Origin of the sequence: Streptomyces sp. NBC_01549 (assembly GCF_026339955.1) — a bacterium.
Classification (GTDB): domain Bacteria; phylum Actinomycetota; class Actinomycetes; order Streptomycetales; family Streptomycetaceae; genus Streptomyces.
The window spans coordinates 1,312,797-1,334,296 of record NZ_JAPEPW010000001.1; the positions used below are offsets into that span (position 1 = coordinate 1,312,797).

At 68.0% G+C, this 21,500-nt stretch carries 22 protein-coding genes and 1 pseudogene; 3 read left to right on the top strand and 20 right to left on the bottom strand.

The features are described 5' to 3' along the window. Window positions 1-14: 14 nt before the first annotated feature. The gene (locus tag OG819_RS05505) at window positions 15-1,289 is read right to left on the bottom strand and encodes a transposase (protein ID WP_266648292.1); all 1,275 of its coding nucleotides are present in this window, start codon (window positions 1,287-1,289) and stop codon (window positions 15-17) included. Window positions 1,290-1,479: 190 nt separating this feature from the next. On the opposite strand from OG819_RS05505, the gene OG819_RS05510 reads away from it, so the two are divergent. From OG819_RS05510 to OG819_RS05520, 3 genes and pseudogenes are all read left to right on the top strand, one after another. After that, window positions 1,480-2,052, top strand: a complete 573-nt coding sequence (locus OG819_RS05510) for a cob(I)yrinic acid a,c-diamide adenosyltransferase (RefSeq protein WP_266628671.1) — start codon at window positions 1,480-1,482, stop codon at window positions 2,050-2,052. Window positions 2,053-2,132: 80 nt separating this feature from the next. Beyond that, window positions 2,133-2,249 (top strand): annotated as a pseudogene (locus OG819_RS05515) (LuxR C-terminal-related transcriptional regulator); the annotation flags it as partial. A 112-nt stretch (window positions 2,250-2,361) separates the two neighbouring features. Next, a complete protein-coding gene (locus OG819_RS05520; protein ID WP_266648293.1) occupies window positions 2,362-4,200 on the top strand; it encodes a glycoside hydrolase family 18 chitinase in 1,839 nt (612 codons plus the stop codon). 72 nt (window positions 4,201-4,272) lie between these two features. Here OG819_RS05520 and OG819_RS05525 read toward each other — a convergent pair whose 3' ends face one another. The 19 genes from OG819_RS05525 to OG819_RS05615 form a co-directional block, all read right to left on the bottom strand. Next, window positions 4,273-4,719: a DUF2550 domain-containing protein gene (locus OG819_RS05525; protein WP_054233219.1), complete on the bottom strand. Its 447-nt coding sequence runs from the start codon at window positions 4,717-4,719 to the stop codon at window positions 4,273-4,275. Window positions 4,720-4,848: 129 nt separating this feature from the next. Further along, window positions 4,849-5,223, bottom strand: a complete 375-nt coding sequence (locus OG819_RS05530; RefSeq protein ID WP_266431395.1) for a F0F1 ATP synthase subunit epsilon — start codon at window positions 5,221-5,223, stop codon at window positions 4,849-4,851. A 163-nt stretch (window positions 5,224-5,386) separates the two neighbouring features. Further along, on the bottom strand, window positions 5,387-6,823 hold the full coding sequence (gene atpD / locus OG819_RS05535; protein WP_266431397.1) for a F0F1 ATP synthase subunit beta: 1,437 nt from the start codon (window positions 6,821-6,823) through the stop codon (window positions 5,387-5,389). Beyond that, on the bottom strand, window positions 6,823-7,737 hold the full coding sequence (locus OG819_RS05540; RefSeq protein ID WP_266648295.1) for a F0F1 ATP synthase subunit gamma: 915 nt from the start codon (window positions 7,735-7,737) through the stop codon (window positions 6,823-6,825). The genes atpD and OG819_RS05540 overlap by 1 nt, the downstream gene beginning before the upstream one ends. A 21-nt stretch (window positions 7,738-7,758) precedes the next feature. Beyond that, window positions 7,759-9,348, bottom strand: a complete 1,590-nt coding sequence (gene atpA / locus OG819_RS05545) for a F0F1 ATP synthase subunit alpha (protein WP_266628664.1) — start codon at window positions 9,346-9,348, stop codon at window positions 7,759-7,761. Window positions 9,349-9,472: 124 nt separating this feature from the next. Next, complete coding sequence (locus tag OG819_RS05550) at window positions 9,473-10,297, bottom strand: F0F1 ATP synthase subunit delta (RefSeq protein ID WP_266648297.1); 825 nt, start codon at window positions 10,295-10,297, stop codon at window positions 9,473-9,475. After that, the gene (locus OG819_RS05555) at window positions 10,294-10,842 is read right to left on the bottom strand and encodes a F0F1 ATP synthase subunit B (protein WP_266431405.1); all 549 of its coding nucleotides are present in this window, start codon (window positions 10,840-10,842) and stop codon (window positions 10,294-10,296) included. Before OG819_RS05555 ends, OG819_RS05550 begins: the two co-directional genes overlap by 4 nt. A 39-nt stretch (window positions 10,843-10,881) precedes the next feature. After that, window positions 10,882-11,118, bottom strand: a complete 237-nt coding sequence (locus tag OG819_RS05560) for a F0F1 ATP synthase subunit C (protein WP_143628119.1) — start codon at window positions 11,116-11,118, stop codon at window positions 10,882-10,884. A 78-nt stretch (window positions 11,119-11,196) separates the two neighbouring features. Then, on the bottom strand, window positions 11,197-11,967 hold the full coding sequence (atpB, locus tag OG819_RS05565) for a F0F1 ATP synthase subunit A (protein ID WP_266652581.1): 771 nt from the start codon (window positions 11,965-11,967) through the stop codon (window positions 11,197-11,199). Between the two features lie 273 nt (window positions 11,968-12,240). After that, complete coding sequence (locus OG819_RS05570; protein WP_266431409.1) at window positions 12,241-12,678, bottom strand: hypothetical protein; 438 nt, start codon at window positions 12,676-12,678, stop codon at window positions 12,241-12,243. 284 nt (window positions 12,679-12,962) lie between these two features. Further along, window positions 12,963-14,345: an MraY family glycosyltransferase gene (locus tag OG819_RS05575; protein WP_266628657.1), complete on the bottom strand. Its 1,383-nt coding sequence runs from the start codon at window positions 14,343-14,345 to the stop codon at window positions 12,963-12,965. A gap of 126 nt (window positions 14,346-14,471) precedes the next feature. Then, window positions 14,472-15,713: a serine hydroxymethyltransferase gene (gene glyA / locus OG819_RS05580; RefSeq protein WP_266628655.1), complete on the bottom strand. Its 1,242-nt coding sequence runs from the start codon at window positions 15,711-15,713 to the stop codon at window positions 14,472-14,474. 111 nt (window positions 15,714-15,824) lie between these two features. Beyond that, a complete protein-coding gene (locus OG819_RS05585) occupies window positions 15,825-16,490 on the bottom strand; it encodes a protein-tyrosine-phosphatase (RefSeq protein WP_266431415.1) in 666 nt (221 codons plus the stop codon). After that, window positions 16,487-17,134, bottom strand: a complete 648-nt coding sequence (locus OG819_RS05590; protein WP_266628647.1) for an L-threonylcarbamoyladenylate synthase — start codon at window positions 17,132-17,134, stop codon at window positions 16,487-16,489. Before OG819_RS05590 ends, OG819_RS05585 begins: the two co-directional genes overlap by 4 nt. 53 nt (window positions 17,135-17,187) lie before the next feature. Next, complete coding sequence (gene prmC / locus OG819_RS05595; protein WP_266431418.1) at window positions 17,188-18,033, bottom strand: peptide chain release factor N(5)-glutamine methyltransferase; 846 nt, start codon at window positions 18,031-18,033, stop codon at window positions 17,188-17,190. 134 nt (window positions 18,034-18,167) lie between these two features. After that, window positions 18,168-19,244 carry a peptide chain release factor 1 gene (prfA, locus tag OG819_RS05600; protein ID WP_266628644.1) on the bottom strand — a complete coding sequence of 359 codons (1,077 nt, stop codon included), beginning with the start codon at window positions 19,242-19,244 and terminating at the stop codon, window positions 18,168-18,170. A gap of 135 nt (window positions 19,245-19,379) precedes the next feature. Next, window positions 19,380-19,601: a 50S ribosomal protein L31 gene (rpmE, locus tag OG819_RS05605; RefSeq protein ID WP_033323852.1), complete on the bottom strand. Its 222-nt coding sequence runs from the start codon at window positions 19,599-19,601 to the stop codon at window positions 19,380-19,382. Between the two features lie 215 nt (window positions 19,602-19,816). Further along, window positions 19,817-20,956 carry an LCP family protein gene (locus OG819_RS05610; protein ID WP_266648299.1) on the bottom strand — a complete coding sequence of 380 codons (1,140 nt, stop codon included), beginning with the start codon at window positions 20,954-20,956 and terminating at the stop codon, window positions 19,817-19,819. A 211-nt stretch (window positions 20,957-21,167) separates the two neighbouring features. Further along, window positions 21,168-21,401, bottom strand: coding sequence for a hypothetical protein (locus OG819_RS05615; RefSeq protein WP_266648301.1), 234 nt, complete (start codon window positions 21,399-21,401; stop codon window positions 21,168-21,170). Window positions 21,402-21,500 lie beyond the last annotated feature (99 nt).

Genomic DNA, 21,500 nt, shown 5'->3' on the forward strand with positions numbered 1-21,500 from the left:
CCGTGAGACGGTCGTCACGTCTCAGCTGACGGACTTGGCGATCCTCCCCCGCCCGAAGCCAGGGGGATTCCGACCTCAGCGGTCGGTGCGTTAATTCCTTGCGGTTTCACGCTGGTTGGCGCTTCACGGACCGGCTGACGCCGAGGTCTCCACGCCCTGTGACCCGCATGCCCGCGGGCCAGTGTGTTCTTCGCGCCGACTGTGTCAGCGTGCTCCTTGTGACCGCAGGCGGTGCACACGAACCTCGCTTGGCTCTTGCGATTGTCCGGATGCACATGCCCACAAACAGGGCACGTCGTTGACGTATGAGCGGGGTTCACCGTGCGCACCGTGGCGCCGGTACGTCGGGCGCGGTTGCGAACCGCCAATTCGAAGGAATGCCAGCCTTTGTCCAGGATGGCACGGTTGAGTCCGGACTTCTGTCGAATCCTGACACCGGGCTCCGCCACGGATCCCCTGGCAGTGGCGGTCATGGCCGCGGTGTTGAGGTCTTCGAGGACCACGAGGGCATTGCCGTCCACAATCTGACGGGCGCTCTGCGCATGGAAGTCCTGGCGCCGGTCGCGAACCCTGCGCATGATGACCCTCATCTTCGCCCGGCATGCCCTTCGCCTCTCGGATCCCTTCCGAGTGCGGGCAAGCTGTTGCTGGAGCCGCCGGTACCGTGCGGCCTCACCAGGAGAGACGAAGCTACGGTCAAGGAATTGGCCGTCACTGGTGGCGGCCAGAGTGACAACTCCCCGGTCTACACCCCTCCGGCCGCGCTCCAGCGACACGGCGGGCGCCTTGACGCCGTCCTCCACCAGAAAGCTGACGTACCAGTGCTTGCCGTCGCGGGTCACGGTGGCTGATTTCGCCGCGCCGCCGAGCGGGCGGGACCACCGAAAGGTCACCCACCCGAACTTCGGCAGGCGCACCCGGGCCCGCTTGCGCCCCAGCCGTTCGATCGAAAGGTGTCTGGGGTCGGGGAACCGGAACGAGGGCTGCCATCGCTGCTTGGACTTCCATCGCACACGGAATGTGCCATGCCTGCGGCACGCCTTATCCAAGTCCCGGAGCGTCTGCTGAAGAATGTGGGACGGCGCGGCCTTCAGCCAGGAGTGCTCGACCTTCGCCTCGGCCACCTCACGCGCCTGCTGCATATAGCCGACCCACGCACCTCGGCGTCGGTACTCGCGGCGCTGCTCGAGCCCGGTATTCCATACCGCCCGGCAGATATTGCCGAACTCCTCCGCCATCTCGACCTGCCCCGGCGTGAACGCGAGGCGGTACTTCCTGCCCACCAGCATGGTTCACCACCTTCCATTCCGAGCGCAGCCAGGACTCCACTCCGATTAACGCCGTTCCCGATGCAAGGACACGGGTACGAAGGGAGAACATGCGCACGGAATCGAACGCCTGAGAGGAACGGTGCAGAGGCGCCGAAGCAGTGCTCAGTCACACGTCGGCACCCCTCGCGAGACCGTCTAAATTGGCCCCATGGTCAATCTGACGCGCATCTACACCAGGACCGGCGACCAGGGCACCACCGCTCTCGGGGACATGAGCCGGGTCGCCAAGACCGATCCGCGGATCTCGGCCTACGCGGATGCCAACGAGGCGAACGCGGTGATCGGGACGGCTATCGCCCTGGGCGGCCTCGACGCGGAGATCGTCGCGGTCCTCACCCGGGTGCAGAACGACCTCTTCGATGTCGGCGCGGACCTGTCGACCCCGGTGGTCGAGGAGCCGAAGTTCCCGCCGCTGCGCGTCGAGCAGTTCTACATCGACAAGCTGGAGGCGGACTGCGACCGCTTCAACGAGGAGCTGGAGAAGCTGCGCTCCTTCATCCTGCCCGGCGGCACCCCGGGCGCGGCGCTGCTGCACCAGGCGTGCACGGTCGTCCGCCGCGCCGAGCGGTCGACGTGGGCGGCACTGGAGGTACACGGGGACGTCATGAACCCGCTGACCGCCACCTATCTGAACCGGCTCTCCGACCTGCTCTTCATCCTCGCCCGCACGGCGAACAAGGAGACCGGGGATGTGCTGTGGGTCCCGGGCGGCGAGCGCTGACCCGCCCGGACGACGACACGAGCGGGCCCGCCGACCCAGTGAGGTCGGCGGGCCCGCTCCTTGCCACCAGGACTTCTTCGGCGGGCCGGCTGGACATGGCGGAGGCGACGGTGAAGACCCACGTCAGCCGACTGCTGGGGAAGCTGGAGCTGCGGAGCAGGGTCCAAGCGGCAGTACTGGCAGAGGAGTTGGGGATCCGACTCGACTCGCGGTCACACTGGTCCAGACCTATTGACCTATGGTCCAGACCTTTCTATTCTCGCCGCACTGCGCTTAGCCATGCCCACGACACCCCCGAGGAGAGGCATCATGCGCTTCAGAACCAGAGTCCGACAGCGAACCGTGGCAGGACTCACCACCCTGCTGCTTCCGCTCGCCGCCCTCGTCGGGCTCGCGAGCCCCGCCTCGGCAGCCACCTCCGCCACCGCCACGTACACCAAGACCCAGGACTGGGGTACGGGCTTCGAAGGCAAGTGGACGGTCACCAACACCGGTACCACCAGCATCAGTTCCTGGACAATCGCGTGGGACTTCCCCTCCGGTACGTCCGTCACCTCGGCCTGGGACGCGGACGTCACGTCCTCCGGCACCCACTGGACCGCCAAGAACAAGTCCTACAACGGCACCCTCGCCGCGGGCGCCTCCGTCTCCTTCGGCTTCAACGGCGCCGGCACCGGATCCCCGTCCAACTGCACTCTCAACGGCGGAAGCTGTGACGGCGGCACCACCGTCCCCGGCGACAACCCGCCGAGCACGCCCGGCACCCCCACCGCCTCCGCGATCACCGACACCTCGGTGAAGCTCTCCTGGAGCGCGGCCACCGACGACAAGGGCGTCAAGAACTACGACGTCCTGCGCGGCGGCACCAAGGTCGCGACCGTGACCACGACCTCGTACACGGACACCGGCCTGACCGCCGGCACCGACTACTCGTACACCGTCCAGGCCCGTGACACCGCCGACCAGACCGGTCCGGTGAGCGGCGCGGTCGCCGTACACACCACCGGCGGCGGTACGACCCCGCCCCCGACCGGCAACGCGGTCAAGCTCGGCTACTTCACCGAGTGGGGCATCTACGGCCGCAACTACAACGTCAAGAACCTGGTGACCTCGGGCTCGGCGGCCAAGATCACGCACATCAACTACGCCTTCGGCAACGTCACCAACGGCCAGTGCGCCATCGGCGACTCCTACGCGGACTACGACAAGGCCTTCACCGCCGACCAGTCCGTCAGCGGCGTCGCCGACACCTGGGACCAGCCGCTGCGCGGCAACTTCAACCAGCTGCGCGAGCTGAAGGCCAAGTACCCGAACATCAAGATCCTCTGGTCCTTCGGCGGCTGGACCTGGTCCGGCGGCTTCGCCCAGGCCGCCGCCAACCCGGCCGCCTTCGCGCAGTCCTGCTACGACCTGGTCGAGGACCCGCGCTGGGCCGACGTCTTCGACGGCATCGACATCGACTGGGAGTACCCGAACGCCTGTGGCCTGTCCTGCGACACCAGCGGCGCCGCGGCCTACAAGAACCTGATGCAGGCCCTGCGTGCCAAGTTCGGCACGGGCAACCTGGTCACCGCGGCCACCACGGCCGACGGCACCTCCGGCGGCAAGATCGACGCCGCCGACTACGCGGGCGCCTCGCAGTACGTCGACTGGTACAACGTGATGACGTACGACTTCTTCGGAGCGTTCAACGCGCAGGGCCCGACCGCCCCGCACTCCCCGCTCACCTCGTACAGCGGCATCCCGACGCCCGGCTTCACCACGGCCGACGCGATCGCCAAGTTCAAGGCGAAGGGCGTGCCCGCGAGCAAGCTGCTGATCGGCATCGGCTTCTACGGCCGCGGCTGGACGGGCGTCACCCAGGACGCGCCGGGCGGCACGGCCACGGGTCCGGCGGCAGGCACGTACGAGCAGGGCATCGAGGACTACAAGGTGCTGAAGACGTCCTGCCCGGCCACCGGCACCATCGCCGGGACGGCGTACGCGCACTGCGGCAGCAACTGGTGGTCCTACGACACCCCGGCGACCATCGGCACGAAGATGGCGTGGGCCAAGGGCCAGGGCCTGGGCGGCGCGTTCTTCTGGGAGTTCAGCGGAGACACCAGCAACGGCGAACTGGTGAGCGCGATCAACAGCGGGCTCGGATAGCCCTCAGGCCACATTGACGCTCCCCCAGACTTCGTCCGGGGGGACCCCCACCCAGCGAGTAAATGTGGCCTTTCAGGCCACATTTACTCGCTGTCCGGGCGGAGCTGCCTCAAGCCACGCGAGGAAACCGGTCAGCGCGTCCTCGCTCATCGCCAGTTCCAGACGGGTGCCCCGGTGGACGCAGGCCAGGATGATCGCGTCGGAGAGCAGCGCGAGTTCCTCCTCGCCGTCCGGGGTGCGGCGGCCGGCCACCTCGATCGCCGAACGTTCCAGGACGCGGCGCGGGCGCGGGGAGTACGAGAAGACGCGGTACCACTCGATGCGGTCGCCGTTGTAGCGGGCGACGCCGTAGCCCCAGCCTTTTCCGTTCGGGTCGCTCTTCTCCGGTACGTCCCAGCGCAGGCTGCAGTCGAACGTGCCTCCGGAGCGCTGGATCAGCCGGCGGCGGAGGCCGAAGACGAACAGCCCCACCACCACAAGCGCCACTACCAATCCGCACACAGTCAGAGCGAGGACCATCGACACCGACCTCCTCGTCTCCTAGGTAACGGAAAAGAAAAAACCTCCGCATTTGCCTCAGCCGCGGCTGGGGCCGGAGTGATCCGGTCCCAGCCGCGGCTGAGTCAAAGCATCACACGGCGCGCCGCCTCAGCGCGCCGACACCGCCCGCAGGCGGACGTCCGCACGGCGCTCGGCGGAGGCATCGCCCTCCGCCTTGGCACGCTCGAGCTCCCGCTCCACACGCTGGACATCGATCTCGTCCGACAGCTCGGCGATCTCGGCCAGCAGGGACAGCTTGTTGTCGGCGAACGAGATGAAACCGCCGTGCACCGCGGCGACGACCGTTCCACCATCACTCGTACGGATGGTCACCGGGCCCGACTCCAGCACACCGAGCAGCGGCTGGTGACCGGGCATGACGCCGATGTCGCCGGACGCGGTACGCGCGACGACCAGGGTGGCCTCGCCGGACCAGACACTGCGGTCCGCGGCGACGAGCTCGACGTGCAGCTCAGTAGCCAAGGTGGGCTCCTCGGGTCACCACCCGGCATGGCCGCCGGGTGTTGGGTCAAAGTCTAATGGGCGTACGGAGGGGGACGGGACGCGCCCCGCGAGGTGCGGTCCCGTCCCCCTCCTTCACGAACACGAGTTCCTCAGGAACCGGAGTCCCTCAGATACACGAGGTTCAGGAGACGCCGAGCTCCTTGGCGTTGGCCTTGAGGTCCTCAATGCCACCGCACAGGAAGAACGCCTGCTCCGGGAAGTGGTCGTACTCACCGTCGATGATCGCGTTGAAGGCCGCGATCGACTCGTCCAGCGGGACGTCCGACCCGTCGACGCCGGTGAACTGCTTGGCGACGTGGGTGTTCTGGGACAGGAAGCGCTCCACGCGACGGGCGCGGTGGACAGTGAGCTTGTCCTCCTCGCCGAGCTCGTCGATACCGAGGATCGCGATGATGTCCTGGAGGTCCTTGTACTTCTGCAGGACCGACTTGACCCGCATCGCGGCGGCGTAGTGATCCGCCGCGATGTAGCGCGGGTCCAGGATGCGGGACGTGGAGTCCAGCGGGTCCACGGCCGGGTAGATGCCCTTCTCGGAGATCGGACGGGACAGAACCGTCGTCGCGTCGAGGTGGGCGAACGTGGTGGCCGGGGCCGGGTCGGTCAGGTCGTCCGCGGGGACGTAGATCGCCTGCATCGAGGTGATCGAGTGACCACGGGTCGAGGTGATGCGCTCCTGGAGGAGACCCATCTCGTCGGCCAGGTTCGGCTGGTAGCCCACCGCGGAGGGCATACGGCCGAGCAGGGTCGAGACCTCGGAACCGGCCTGCGTGAAGCGGAAGATGTTGTCGATGAAGAACAGCACGTCCTGGTTCTGGACGTCACGGAAGTACTCCGCCATCGTCAGACCCGCGAGGGCCACGCGCAGACGGGTGCCCGGGGGCTCGTCCATCTGACCGAAGACAAGCGCGGTCTTGTCGATGACGCCCGAGTCGGACATCTCCTCGATGAGGTCGTTGCCCTCACGGGTGCGCTCACCGACGCCGGCGAACACGGAGACACCGTCGTGGTTGTTGGCGACGCGGTAGATCATCTCCTGGATGAGCACCGTCTTGCCGACACCGGCACCACCGAACAGACCGATCTTTCCACCCTTGACGTACGGGGTGAGGAGGTCGATGACCTTGACGCCGGTCTCGAACATCTCGGTCTTCGACTCGAGCTCGTCGAAGCGCGGGGCCTTGCGGTGGATGGACCAGCGCTCGCCCTCGTACTTCTCGTCGGAGTTCAGCACGTCACCGAGGGTGTTGAACACCTTACCCTTGGTGAAGTCACCGACCGGAACGGTGATGCCCGTGCCGGTGTCGGTGACCACGGCCTGGCGGACCAGACCGTCGGTGGGCTGCATGGAGATCGTGCGGACCAGGCCGTCACCCAGGTGCTGGGCGACCTCCAGGGTCAGGACCTTCTTCTCGCCGGCGTTGGCCGGGTCGGCCACCTCGACGTGAAGGGCGTTGTAGATGTCCGGCATCGCGTCGACGGGGAACTCCACGTCGACGACCGGGCCGATGACCCGGGCGACGCGGCCCGTGGCAACGGCCGTCTCAGAAGTCGTCGTCATTACTTGTCACTCCCCGCGGTCGCGTCGGCAAGGGCTGCGGAGCCACCGACGATCTCGCTGATTTCCTGGGTGATTTCGGCCTGGCGGGCCGCATTGGCAAGGCGGGAGAGCGTGGTGATCAGGTCTCCCGCGTTGTCGGTCGCCGACTTCATCGCGCGGCGCGTGGCGGCGTGCTTGGAGGCAGCCGACTGGAGCAGCGCGTTGTAGATACGGCTCTCGACGTACCGAGGCAGCAGGGCGTCGAGGACGTCCTCCGCCGACGGCTCGAACTCGTACAGCGGAAGGATCTCGCCCTTGGGCGCCTCCTCCGCGACCTCTTCGAGGCGCAGTGGCAGCAGGCGGCCGTCGACCGCCGTCTGCGTCATCATCGAGACGAACTCGGTGTAGACGATGTGGAGTTCATCCACGCCGCCGGCCGCCGTCTCCTTCTCGATGGCCTCGATCAGCGGCGCCGCGACCTTCTTGGCGTCCGCGTAGGTGGGCTCGTCGGTGAAGCCCGACCACGACTGCACGACCGCGCGCTCGCGGAAGTGGTAGTGAGCCAGACCCCGGCGGCCGACGATGTACGTGTCGACCTCCTTGCCCTCCGCCTCGAGACGGGCGGTCAGCAGCTCCGCCGCCTTGATGGCGTTGGAGTTGAAGGCGCCGGCCAGTCCGCGGTCGCTCGTGAGGAGCAGCACCGCGGAACGGGTCGCCGTCTCCGCCTCCGTGGTCAGCGGGTGCTTGGTGTTCGAGCCGGTGCCGACCGCCGTGACCGCGCGGGTGAGCTCGGTCGCGTACGGCGCGGAGGCCCTCACCTTGCGATGCGCCTTGACGACGCGCGAGGCGGCGATCATCTCCATCGCCTTGGTGATCTTCTTGGTCGCGGTGACGGATCGGATGCGACGCTTGTAGACCCGGAGCTGGGCTCCCATGAGTCAGGTCCCTTCCTTACGTCACTTGGCCGCGGCCGGAACGTCTTCGCCGAGCAGCTTGCCGTCCGAGGTCTCGAACTGCTTCTTGAACTCCGCGATCGCCTCGGCGATGGCCTGCAGGGTGTCGTCCGACATCTTGCCGCCCTCCTTGATGGAGGTCATGAGTCCCTGGTGCTTGCGGTGCAGGAACTCCAGCAGCTCCTTCTCGAAGCGCCGGATGTCGACGACCGGAACGTCGTCCATCTTGCCGGTGGTACCGGCCCACACGGAGACGACCTGGTCCTCGGTGGCCATCGGCTGGTACTGAGCCTGCTTGAGCAGCTCGACCAGTCGCTGACCGCGCTCCAGCTGGGACTTCGACGCGGCGTCCAGGTCGGAACCGAAGGCGGCGAACGCCTCCAGCTCGCGGTACTGGGCGAGGTCCAGGCGCAGTCGGCCGGAAACCTGCTTCATCGCCTTGTGCTGGGCGGAGCCACCGACGCGGGAGACCGAGATACCGACGTTCAGGGCCGGACGCTGGCCGGCGTTGAACAGGTCGGACTCCAGGAAGCACTGGCCGTCGGTGATGGAGATGACGTTGGTCGGGATGAACGCCGACACGTCGTTCGCCTTGGTCTCGACGATCGGCAGACCCGTCATCGAACCGGCGCCCAGGTCGTCGGAGAGCTTCGCGCAGCGCTCCAGCAGACGGGAGTGCAGGTAGAAGACGTCACCGGGGTAGGCCTCGCGCCCCGGCGGACGGCGCAGCAGCAGGGACACGGCGCGGTAGGCGTCGGCCTGCTTCGAGAGGTCGTCGAAGATGATGAGGACGTGCTTGCCCTCGTACATCCAGTGCTGGCCGATGGCCGAACCGGTGTACGGCGCAAGGTACTTGAAGCCGGCCGGGTCGGACGCCGGGGCGGCGACGATGGTCGTGTACTCCAGCGCGCCGGCCTCTTCGAGGGCGCCACGCACGGAAGCGATGGTCGAACCCTTCTGGCCGATGGCGACGTAGATGCAGCGGACCTGCTTCTTGGTGTCGCCCGAGCGCCAGTTGTCGCGCTGGTTGATGATCGTGTCGACAGCCAGCGCGGTCTTGCCGGTCTGACGGTCGCCGATGACCAGCTGACGCTGGCCACGGCCGATCGGGGTCATCGCGTCGACGGCCTTGTAGCCGGTCTCCATCGGCTCGTGCACCGACTTGCGGACCATGACGCCCGGGGCCTGCAGCTCGAGGGCGCGGCGGCCGGTGGTCTCGATCTCGCCGAGGCCGTCGATCGGGTTGCCGAGCGGGTCGACAACGCGGCCGAGGTAGCCCTCGCCCACGGCGACGGACAGCACCTCACCGGTGCGCTGCACCGGCTGGCCCTCCTCGATACCACTGAACTCTCCGAGGACGACCGCACCGATCTCGCGCTCTTCCAGGTTCAGCGCGAGACCGAGGGTTCCGTCCTCGAACTTCAGCAGCTCGTTCGCCATCGCCGAGGGAAGGCCCTCGATCTTGGCGATACCGTCGCCGGCGACGGTGACCGTACCGACCTCCTCGCGCGAGGCCGCGTCCGGCTTGTACGACTGGACAAAGTTCTCCAGCGCGTCCCGGATCTCCTCCGGCCGGATCGTGAGCTCCGCCATCTGGGTTCCCTGCTCTCCTTGTTGGGCCCGAAGTTTTCTTGGGGGGTCTGGGGTCAGCCCCCAGGAATCCTCTGCACGGCCCAACCAGGGCCGTAAGTACTACGTGGTTACGCGTATTGAGTTGCTACTGGCCGACGATGCGGCGGCGCGCGTCCTCGAGCCGGTCCGCGACGGCGCCGTCGATGACCTCGTCGCCGACCTGCACCCGGATCCCGCCGATGACCTCGGGGTCCACGTCGAGATTGAGGTGCATCGGGTGGCCGTAGAGCTTCGCCAGGGCGGCGCCGAGGCGTCGCTTCTGTCCGTCGCTCAGCGGGACCGCCGAGGTGACGACGGCGACCATGCGGCTGCGGCGCTCGGCGGCGAGCTTGGACAGGGACTCGAGTCCCGATTCCAGGCTACGTCCCCGGGGCGCGGTCACAAGGCGCGTCACCAGGCGTTCGGTGGTCGGCTTGGCCCGGCCGCCGAGCAGGCTGCGCAGCAGCTCGCTCTTGGCCGCCTTCGAGGCGGTGCGGTCGGTCAGCGCGGCGCGCAGCTCGGTGTTCGAAGAGACGATCCGGCCGAACCGGAACAGCTCGTCCTCGACGTCGTCGAGCGCGTTCGCCCGCTGGGCGGCCGTGAGGTCGGCGATGCTCGCCAGCTCCTCCAGCGTGTCCACCAGGTCACGCGACTGCGACCAGCGCGCGCGCACCAGACCGGCCACCAGGTCCGCGGTCGGCCCGCTGACCTGGCCGCCGAGCAGGCGCTGGGCCAGCTCGGCCTTGGCCTCGCCGTGCTGCGCCGGGTCGGTCAGGACCCGACGCAGCGACACCTCGCGGTTGAGCAGCGCGGTGACGGCCGCCAGCTCGTCGGCGAGCTGGACCGCGTCCACGGACGTCGAGTCCGTCAGCGCGTCGAGACGCTCACGGGCTGCAGCGAGGGCCTCGCGGCTTGCTCCGTGTGCGGTCATCGAGTCGCCTCGGCCTTCTCCTCGAGCTCGTCGAGGAAGCGGTCGATGACGCGGCTCTGCCGGGCGTGGTCCTCGAGGGACTCACCGACGAGCTTGCCGGCCAGGTCGGTGGCGAGCTTGCCCACGTCCTGACGCAGCGCCTGCGAGGCGGCCTTGCGGTCGGCCTCGATCTGGGCGTGACCGGCGACGACGATCTCCTCGCGCTGCCGCTGACCCTCCGCCCGCATGTCGGCGATGAGCTGGGCACCCTGCTCCTGCGCCTCCTGGCGCAGACGCGCGGCCTCGTGCCGTGCCTCGGCGAGCTGGGCCTTGTACTGCTCCAGCACGCTCTGGGCTTCGACCTTCATGGCGTCGGCCTCTTCGATACCGCCTTCGATCGCCGCGCGGCGCTCTTCCAGAACCTTGTTGATGTTCGGGAGGAGCTTCTTCCAGAAGAAGAAGAACACGATGGCGAAGGCGATGGCGCCGACGAGCAGCTCGGGGCCGGCCGGGATGAGCGGGTTCTGCTTCTCCTCGGCCGCCAGCTGTACCAGGTTGGCGATCACATCAGTGCCTTTCGTCGATTCGTGTCAGTAAGGGGTGAATTACTGACCGAAAACGAACGGCATGACGATGCCGATGAGGGCGAGCGCCTCACAGAAGGCGAAGCCGAGGATCTGGTTGGCGCGGATCAGGCCGGCAGCTTCGGGCTGACGGGCCAGGGCCTGGGTGCCGTTACCGAAGATGATGCCGACGCCGACGCCGGGGCCGATGGCGGCGAGGCCGTAGCCGACGGAACCGATCGAACCGGAGAGAGCGGCGAGGGTCTCAGTGGCAGCCATGCTGATTCTTCCTTCTCTTTCTTGGACCGGCGGGGGTTGGCCACCGGACGTTCTGGGGGCTTTCGGGGCGGCGGAGACTCAGTGGTGCTCGGCGAGCGCGCCCTGAAGGTACGAGCAGGCCAGCAGCACGAAGACGTACGCCTGAACGGCCTGAATGAAAAGCTCGAAGAGGATCATGATGACGGTCATCACGAACGAGACGCCGGCCGCGGGGATCATGTAGCTGTTCAGCAGGTACCAGGAGGCGACCGTGAACATGACCAGCATCAGGTGGCCGGCGAACATGTTGGCGAAAAGTCGGACCGCGTGCGTGAAGGGCCGGACGATCAGGTTCGAGAAGAACTCGATGATCATGACGAGCGGCAGCACCGCGCCGAGCGACTTGTCGTAGCCGGTGACGTTCTTGAAGAAGCCGACGAAGCCGTGCCGCTTGAACGTGACCGAGACCCACATGATCCAGACGATCGCGGCGAGCACCACCGGGAAGGCGAAGACCGACGACACCGGGAACTGCGCCAGCGGGATCACGGACCAGATGTTCATGATCCAGATGAAGAAGAACAGCGAGACCATGATCGGGACGTATTTCTCGCCCTCGCGCTTGCCGAGCGTCTCGTAGACGATGCCGCGGCGCACGAAGTCGTAACCGGCCTCGCCGACCATCTGCAGCTTGCCCGGGATCACCTTGGCCTTGCCGAAGGCCGCCCAGAAGAAGACGACGACGACGATCGAGGTGAGCAGGGCGAGCAGCATCACCTTGTTGAACTCGACCCCTCCCACCGTGGCGATCGGCTTGAAGAGGAACGAGTGCAGGCCCGGAGCCGGAAAGCCACACCCGTTGTCGGACATGATCCGACAGCTCCAGTCAAAGGCGAGCTGGGTCTGGTCAGCACTCACCACGGGCTCCTTCGGCGTGACGCATAGGTACGGCAACCTCGTTGTGTCGGCGCGGCGCGCAGCCGCGGTTCGGCACTGGACTGGTGTAACGGATGTGAGGGCGGCTGTGGGGCATCAAGCCTCGCGATTGAGCAGGCGTCAGCTCAGATGCCCGCGCCCGCGATGCCGCAGTTGGCACCGGACGATAGCAGGATCTCCCACATGGCTTTATCCCGCCCCTACCCCTCACGACGAGGACCCTGATTTCTCGGGCTTCTCGCTCTTCTCGGGTTCGGGGTCGACATAGAAGATCTTGGCCTTCATGTGTGCCCGCGCCTGCGCCGCCATCCACACGACGGTCGCGAGGACGAGGCCGACCGCGAACGCCTTGGGATTGAACAGTGACGTGTTCTTGAAGAGAGCCACGAAGATCAGGAGCAGCAGGAGCTGGGCCACGTACAGCATCAGGCCCATGGCCTGGAACAGCTGGGGAAGCGTTTTCGCCGTCCACTGCAGGACGTAGAGGCCGATCCCCATGAAGAGGATGGCCAGCAGCGTGCCGATGCCCGCGCCGAGCGCGCCTTTGCCACCCGCGACCACGCCACTGACGGCGACGGCGATCACGCCGACAGCCGCTGTGGGGACAGCGGTGTGCAGTAGGTTCCGGGCGTCATTGGACGGCATGGCGGCAACTCCGCTTGCTTCGGGGGCAGGGTGTCGTCATGGACGAGCGTAGTCCCGGGCTGAGAGAGAACCTCACGCCAAGGGGCCGTCTCACTGCGGTCCCTCGGCTCTATCCCGGGTTCTCGTGAACCGTATCACAAACTATTTGATGCGGTCTTTACCTAGATGGTGTGCTCGCTGTCACACATGAGAGTGAACCTGCGCGTCTGTGCAATATCGGGGGCAACTTGTCTGGTATTGACGGGGTTTGCCGATGATCGCTCTTGCAGAATTCTTACTTTGCGTCAGCGTGAAGATTCGGCTTTGCGCCCTTCCAGGAAGCGCGCACGGGGGCCAATTGCCGTCGCCCCGTTGACTCCTGAGACACCTGTGACGACCGGCGAACGGTGTTCGCGGACGCCTTCCTCCCGCTCCTGGGCCGCCTTCTCGTGGGAGGCCGGCTCCTCGTACGCGAGGGAGGCCATGGCCGCCTCCGCCTCGGCCGCCAGGGCGCCCCTGCGACGGCGGCGGTAGCGCGGCGGCACCAGGTTCTCGGCCCAGCGCGGGGCACGGGGCGTGAAGCGCGGCAGCAGGAGCAGTACGAGACCCACCGCGCTGAGCGCCGCGATGCCGAGCACGATCCACATGGACGCCGAGTTCACCGAGAAGGCGAGCGTTCCGAAGGCGATCAGCGCCGACCAGAAGTACATGATCAGGACGGCCCGGCTGTGCGAGTGGCCGACCTCCAGCAGACGGTGGTGCAGGTGGCCGCGGTCGGCGGCGAAGGGCGACTGTCCGCGCCAGGTGCGCCGCACGATGGCGAGCACCAGGTCGGCGGCCGGGACCGCGATGATCGTCAGCGGCAGCAGCAGCGGGATGTACACGGGCACCATCTGGTGCACGGTGTTGCGCTCCGAACCGGAGAACAGGTTCATCGCGTCCGGGTCGATCTGCCCGGTGATGGAGATCGCGCCGGCGGCCAACACCAGGCCGATCAGCATCGAGCCGGAGTCGCCCATGAAGATCCGCGCGGGGTGCATGTTGTGCGGCAGGAAGCCCAGACACATGCCCATGAGGATCGCCGCGAAGAGCGTCGCCGGGGCGGCGGCCTCGATGCCGTACGAGTACCAGATGCGGTACGCGTACAGGAAGGACGCGGCGGAGGCGATGCACACCATGCCGGAGGCGAGGCCGTCGAGGCCGTCGACGAAGTTCACCGCGTTGATCGTGATGACGACCAGTGCCACGGTGAGCAGGGTGCCCTGCCACTGGGTCAGCGCGACCAGGCCGACGCCCGGGATGGGCAGCCACAGGATCGTCAGACCCTGCATGACCATCACGCCCGCGGCGATCATCTGACCGCCCAGCTTGATCAGGGCGTCGATCTCGAACTTGTCGTCCAGGACACCGATCAGCCAGATCAGGGCGGCGCCGGAGAGCAGCGCGCGGGGCTCGTTGGAGTCCGAGAACACCGCGTTGAGGTTCCGCAGGTGGTCGGCGACCAGCAGGCCCGCGCACAAGCCGAAGAACATCGCGATGCCGCCGAGCCGCGGCGTGGGTTCCCGGTGCACGTCACGTGCCCGGATCTGCGGCATGGCTCCGGCCACGATCGCGAACTTCCGTACCGGCCCTGTCAGCAGATACGTCACCGCGGCCGTGATGCAGAGCGTCAGCAGATATTCACGCACGGGCTTCCCCACAGGTCTCGCTGGCCATCTCAGCCCCACACCCTAGCGATGCGCGCATATGGTTGGGGACTTCCGGGTAGCGACGATGGTTGCACGAGTGGCTGTGCACACGAGTGCGCGTACCCCTCACTCGTCCGGATAGGGCGGAAATCTCCCGGCCAGATCCCGCACTTCTTCACGCGCCCGCCTGCTGTCGGTCTCGTCCCGCAGCACCGCCGCGAACAACTTCGCGACCTGCGTCATCTCCGCCTCGCCCATCCCCTGCGTGGTCAGCGCGGCCGTACCGAGGCGCAGGCCGCGGTCGTCGCCGTGGGGCAGCGCGCAGGTGTCGAGGACCATTCCGGCGGCGGCGAGACGGCCTCGCGCGCTGCGGCCGTCGACACCGAGCGGAGCGGTGTCCGCGGTCAGCATGTGGGTGTCGGTCCCTCCGGTGGTGAGGGCGAGTCCCTCCGCGGCCAGCCCCTCGGCCAGCACCTTCGCGTTAGCGACCACCTGGTGGGCGTACACCGCGAAGGCGGGCGTCGCGGCCTCGCCGAACGCGACGGCCTTGGCGGCGATGGTGTGCATCTGGGCGCCGCCCTGGGTGAAGGGGAAGACGGCCCGGTCGACCCGCTCGGCCAGCTCGCTTCCGCACAGGATCATGCCGCCGCGGGGGCCGCGCAGCACCTTGTGCGTGGTGGCGCAGACCACATCGGCGTACGGCACCGGGCTGGGCGCCGCTCCCCCGGCGACCAGGCCGATGGGGTGGGCGGCGTCGGCGATGAGATAGGCGCCGACCTCGTCGGCGATCGCCCGGAAGAGCGCGTAGTCGATGTGCCGGGGGTAGGAGATCGAGCCGCACACGATGGCCTTCGGCCGGTGCGTACGGGCCAGCGCGCGCACCTGCTCGTAGTCGATGAGCCCGCTCTCCGCCTCCACCCGGTACCCGACGAAGTCGAACCAGCGGCCGGAGAAATTCGCGGGCGACCCGTGCGTGAGGTGGCCGCCGAACGGCAGCCCCAGGGCCAGGACGGTGTCCCCGGGCCGCAGCAGGGCGGCGTACGCGGCGAGGACGGCCGAAGATCCGGAGTGGGACTGTACGTTGGCGTGCTGGGCGCCGAAGAGGGCCTTGGCGCGCTCCACGGCCAGGCGCTCGGCGACGTCGACGATCTCGCAGCCGCCGTGGTGGCGGGCGCCGGGATACCCCTCGGCGTACTTGTTAGCCAGCGGCGACCCGAGGGCGGTCAGCACGGCCCTCGACGTGAAGTTCTCGGCCGCGATCAGCTGCAGCGTCGTCGACTGTCGCGCGAGCTCCCCCATCAGGATCTCGGCGAGCTCCGGGTCCTGCCGACGCAGAACATCCGCTTCCAGCGTTTGTGTGACCGGCATGGTGGACTCCGGACCTCGGCGGGGTGCGCTATGTCCAATGTAGAACCGGGACCAGTGGGACGCCCGGTGTTACGCCCTATCGGGCCCCCACGAGAAAACGCCCACACCGGCCTACGCGCGCGCCCGCACCCCCGTCAACGCCGTCACCACCGGATCCAGCGCCTCGTTGATCTCATCGCCGATCGAACGGAAGAACGGCAGCGGCGCGCCGTACGGATCGAAGACCTCGTCCGCCTCCGCCGTGGGGGCCAGCAGCCACCCGCGTAGAGCGGCCGCCGCACGGACCAGCGCACGGGCCCGCTCGACCACACCGTCCTCCAGGGGAGGCAGCGTGGCGGGATCTATGGCGCGGACCAGCCTGGTGAACTCCTTCAGGGTGAAGGTGCGCAGGCCCGCGGAGTGGCCCATGGAGATGACCTGGGCGCGGTGGTCGCGGGTCGCGGTGAGGACCAGGTCGGCTCTGATGACGTGGTCGTCGAGGAGCTCGCGGCCGACGAAGCCGGAGGCGTCCGCGCCGAAGTCGGCGAGGACCGTCTCGGCGTTGGCCTCCATGGGGGCGCCCTCGTGGCCCCAGGTGCCGGCGCTCTCGACGATGAGGCCGCCCCACAGGGGGTCGCCCAGCCGGTCCGCGAGGGCATGGCGGGTCAGCCGCTCGGTGATCGGCGAGCGGCACACGTTGCCGGTGCTGACGTGGAGGATGCGGAAGGACCCCCTGGGGGACCCGTTGGCCCCCGTGATCCCCGTGCCTATGCCACGCCCCGCGTCAGGGGCTGTCAATTCGCCACCTCGAGGTCGGGTACGACCTTCCGGAGCTCCTCCGCCGACAGGGCACCCGCGCGCAGCAGGACCGGCACCTTGCCGGTGACGTCGACGATCGAGGAGGGAACGTTGCCGGGGGTCGGGCCGCCGTCCAGGTAGACGGAGACGGAGTCGCCGAGCATCTCCTGCGCGGCGTCACAGTCCTCGGGAGCCGGGTGTCCCGTGAGGTTCGCGGAGGAGACGGCCATCGGGCCGACCTCTGTCAGCAGTTCGATGGCGACCGGGTGCAGCGGCATACGGATGGCCACCGTGCCCCGGGTGTCCCCCAAGTCCCACTGCAGGGACGGCTGGTGCTTGGCGACGAGGGTGAGCGCACCCGGCCAGAACGCGTCGACGAGCTCCCAGGCCATCTCGGAGAAGTCCGTGACGAGGCCGTGCAAGGTGTTCGGGGAGCCGATGAGGACAGGGGTGGGCATGTTGCGGCCCCGGCCCTTGGCCTCGAGGAGATCGGCGACGGCTTCCGAGCTGAACGCGTCGGCGCCGATGCCGTACACCGTGTCCGTCGGGAGGACCACCAGCTCGCCACGGCGGACGGCGGACGCGGCCTCACGCAGACCCGTGATGCGGTCGGTCGCGTCGTTGGTGTCGTATCGCCGTGCCATTTAGGGAGCCTCCTCGTACACGTACTGCTGGCTGGGGATCACGATGCGCGCGCTCACGGCATCGCCTTGCGGGCGGTCGCGAACCGCGGCCGGTTGTTGAGGTCCGGGTGGTCGGCCGCGTCGGCCCAGCCCCGCTCCTCGGTGAAGATCCACGGCACCTGCCCGCCCTGGGTGTCGGCGTGCTCGATCACGACGACGCCGCCCGGGCGCAGCAGCCGGTGCGCGGTGCGTTCGATGCCGCGGATGAGGTCGAGTCCGTCCTCGCCGGAGAACAGGGCGAGTTCGGGATCGTAGTCCCGGGCCTCCGGCGCCACGTACTCCCATTCCGTGAGCGGGATGTACGGCGGGTTGGAGATCACCAGGTCCACCTGGCCGTCGAGGTCCCTGAAGGCCTCCAGGGCGTCTCCCTGGCGCAGGTCGACCCTGGACCCCTCGACGTTCTTGCGCGTCCACTGGAGGGCGTCCTCGGACAGCTCCACGGCGTGTACGCGGGAGCGCGGGACCTCCTGCGCGAGCGCGAGCGCGATGGCGCCCGAGCCGGTGCACAGGTCGACGATCAGCGGCTCGACGACATCCATCGCGCGGACGGCGTCTATGGCCCAGCCGACGACCGACTCCGTCTCCGGGCGCGGGACGAACACCCCGGGGCCCACCTGGAGTTCCAGATAACGGAAGTAGGCGTGTCCGGTGATGTGCTGGAGCGGCTCGCGGGCCTCGCGGCGCGCGGTCACCTCCCAGTAGCGGGCGTCGAAGTCCGCGTCCTTGACGGTGTGCAGCTCGCCCCGCTTCACGCCGTGCACGAAGGCCGCGAGCTCCTCCGCGTCGTTGCGCGGCGAGGGCACGCCGGCGTCGGCCAGCCGCTGGGTGGCCTGGGCCACTTCCGCGAGCAGCAGGTTCACGCTGGTCCTCCGGGGCTGAGCTGTTGTCGTACGACTTGACGAGCGGGGCTTGCCTTGACGAGCGGGACTTACAAGTACGGCCTTACGCAGCCGCGTTCGACCGTTCGGCCGTTCAGACGTTCAGCCGTTCGGCCTCACGCGGCCGCGAGCTTCGCAGCCGAGTCGGCGTCGACGCAGGCCTGGATCATCGCGTCGAGGTCACCGTCGAGCACCTGGTCCAAGTTGTACGCCTTGAATCCGACGCGGTGGTCCGAGATGCGGTTCTCCGGGAAGTTGTACGTGCGGATCTTCTCGGAGCGGTCGACGGTGCGGACCTGGCTGCGGCGGGCGTCCGCGGCCTCACGCTCCGCTTCCTCCTGCGCCGCGGCGAGGAGCCTGGAGCGCAGGATACGCATCGCCTGCTCCTTGTTCTGCAGCTGACTCTTCTCGTTCTGGCAGCTCGCGACGACTCCGGTCGGAATGTGCGTGATGCGCACCGCGGAGTCGGTCGTGTTGACGGACTGGCCGCCGGGGCCCGACGAACGGTAGACGTCGATGCGCAGATCGTTCGCGTGGATCTCGACGTCGACCTCCTCGGCCTCGGGCGTGACCAGCACACCGGCCGCGGAGGTGTGAATACGGCCCTGCGACTCGGTCGAGGGCACCCGCTGCACGCGGTGCACGCCGCCCTCGTACTTCAGGCGCGCCCAGACACCCTGACCGGGTTCGGTGGCGCCCTGGCCGCCCTTGGTCTTCACGGCGACCTGGACGTCCTTGTAGCCGCCGAGCTCGGACTCGGTGGAGTCGATGATCTCGGTCTTCCAGCCGACGCGCTCGGCGTAGCGCAGGTACATGCGCAGCAGGTCGCCGGCGAACAGGGCCGACTCGTCGCCGCCCGCGCCCGCCTTGATCTCGAGGATGACGTCCTTGTCGTCGCTGGGGTCGCGCGGGACCAGCAGCAGCCGGAGCTTCTCGGTGAGCTCCTCGCGCTGCTTCTCCAGCTCCTTGACCTCGGCCGCGAAGTCCGGGTCGTCGGCGGCGAGCTCCTTCGCCGTGCCGATGTCGTCCCCGGTCTGCTTCCAGGAGCGGTACGTCGCGACGATCGGGGTCAGCTCGGCGTAGCGCTTGTTGAGCTTGCGCGCGTTGGCCTGGTCGGCGTGGACCGACGGGTCAGCGAGCTTCTTCTCCAGATCGGCGTGCTCGCCGATGAGTTCCTCGACCGCCTCGAACATCTCCGGCTCCAATGGACTGTCCCCAGCTCCATGATGGGCTCGGGGACGTAGGTAAGACGAATGGGGGCTGCACCGCAAAGCGCCGGTCCCGGCGTCCCCGTGCCGGGGACACCGAAGACCGGCGCTGTGGGCTCGCTACTTCTTGGCAGCGGCAGCCTTGCCGAAGCGGGCCTCGAAGCGGGCCACACGGCCACCGGTGTCGAGGATCTTCTGCTTGCCCGTGTAGAACGGGTGGCACTCGGAGCAGACCTCGGCGCGGATGGAACCGCTGGAGATCGTGCTACGGGTGGTGAACGACGCGCCACAGGTGCAGCTGACCTGCGTCTCGACGTACTCGGGGTGGATGTCGCGCTTCAAGGTGTCTCCTAGTTTCGGGAGGGCGCCGGGTCGCCGCCGCGGGATGCGGGTGCGTGAACCGGAGCCGACGTACCAGTCTGCCAGCACTGGCGCCATCCCCCAAAACCGGGGGCAAGGATGATCTATTCCCGAGCCCGCGTACGGAGCTCGGACAGGGCTCGTACGAGGGCTCGCGCCGGGGCTCGTACGGGCCTCGGCGCGGCTCCGTACCGGCTTCAACCCGAGCTGACGACGCCCTTGGCGGTGCCCGTGGCCGTGCCCTTCGTCGCCGCCTTCGGGATCGTCCGGTCGTTCTTCAGGGCGGTCCACACCAGCTGCGCCTTGGCCTTGTCGACGAGGACGCGGTTGGCGTCCGCGCTGTCGTACTGGACCGGCATCGTCACCATGTTCATGTTCGACGAGCTGATGCCCTTGAGGCCGTTGGCGAAGGACGCGAGGTTCTTGACCGTGCCGAGGTCGGAGTCGGTGGTGACGGTCTTGGTCGCGGTGTCGGCGAGGTCGTACAGCTTCGTGGGGCTGGACAGCACGCCGATGTGCTTGACCTGGTTGACCAGGGCCTTGATGAACGCCTGCTGGAGCTGGATGCGGCCGAGGTCGGAGCCGTCGCCGACGCCGTGCCGGGTGCGGACGAGGCCGAGCGCCTGCTGTCCGTCGAGGGTGTGCGTGCCGGCGGTCAGGTTCAGATGGCTGTCGGGGTCCTTGATGTTCTTGGTGGTGGTCACCCGAACACCGCCGAGGTCGTCGATGAGCTTCTGGAAGCCGCTGAAGTCGACCTCGATGTAGTGGTCCATGCGGATACCGGACATGGATTCGACGGTCTTCACCGCGCAGGCGGCCCCGCCGGTGGAGTACGCGGAGTTGAACATCACGCTGGTCGCGGCGGCGTGGGTGACGCCCTTGGCGTCGGTACAGGAGGGGCGCGGAACGAGGGTGTCGCGGGGTATGGAGACCACGCCGGCCTTCTTGTGGCCCTCGTATATGTGCACGATCATCGCCGTGTCCGAGCGGGCGCTGCCGTCGTCGGTGCCGCCACCCAGCTTCTTATTGCTGCCGGAGCGGGTGTCGGAGCCCAGGACCAGGATGTTCTCGGAGCCGTTGTCGACCTTCAGCGGCCGGTCGGCACCGAGGGCCTGGTTGATGTCGACGGTCTTGATGTTGCCGTTGAGCTTGAAGTACAGGTAACCGGCGCCGGTGCCCCCCAGCACCACGATGCCCGCCGCGGTCCAGGCCGTGATGAGCAGGGCCTTGCTTCGCGTGCCGCGCGGCTTGCGGCGGCTGCCCTTCGCGCGGCGACGCGGGACGCTCGTGCCGGGCTCGCCCGGTGTGCCGGGTTCCGGCATGCTCTCGGCAGGCATGTGCTCCTCTTGTCCTCGTTGCGGTCGGTTACCCCCTGCTTCCAGGGCCAAGCCCATTCCGTCGGCGTGACACGTATTGCCCCATGTTCACTCCGCACGGTCAGACGGCGAAACTGGGGAAAGGGTTGCACAAGGCAGCGTGCCCACCGCGTGGCACTATGGGCACAGTGTGTGACGAGTGAGCTCGGAAAAACCCCGCTCACCTGCGATTTCAGCCGAAGATGTCGTACCGCTCGAAATCGGCACCGATCGTGACGACTGTGGCAAAGATCTCGTCGGCCTTGCCGTCGCCGACGCCGCGTTCTCGCGACTCGTCGCGCACCGGGCCGCACGCCGAGCAGGTCCTACCCGACAGCAAGAACCCGTCGACCGCGCCCAGTTGGCGCCCGTGCGGGAAGTCCCGGCGCGGGTCGGGGATTCGGCCAGGACCTCTGGCGCCCCGCACGGTCCGTCCTCTCGAACGGGAACGACACGAACCAGCGGGCCGCGCGTCTTCACTCGCGTCGGCTCGCCGCCGCCCAGGCGAAACGCCGAGGGCCGCTCC